This window comes from Paenibacillus sp. GbtcB18 (assembly GCF_019091125.1).
In the GTDB taxonomy this organism is placed as follows: Bacteria; Bacillota; Bacilli; order Paenibacillales; family NBRC-103111; genus Paenibacillus_F; species Paenibacillus_F chitinolyticus.
Window position 1 is genome coordinate 1 of record NZ_JAGXJX010000985.1, and the last position, 230, is coordinate 230.

Annotated in this window: 1 protein-coding gene; it reads right to left on the bottom strand. The window is 58.3% G+C overall.

Annotation, left to right across the window (positions count from 1 at the left end; all coding sequences use genetic code 11):
* On the bottom strand, positions 1 to 230 hold a 230-nt coding region (locus KVT34_RS31470), incomplete at both ends, for a response regulator (protein WP_217563416.1).

Genomic DNA, 230 nt, shown 5'->3' on the forward strand with positions numbered 1-230 from the left:
CACCGTTATCCAGCCCCGCGTTTTTATCCGTTAAATCCTGCTTGGCGGTGGGCATAATGATGGGAACGAGATTGTTCTGGCTGCGCAGCTTGCGGCAGACCTGCGGGCCGTCCATTTTGGGCAGCATCAGGTCGAGAACGATAATGCCGGGAGGGAACGGGCCGAGGACGTCGAATACGGCCTCACCGTCATACACGCACTGGACTTCGAAGCCTACGGGCTTCAGATGG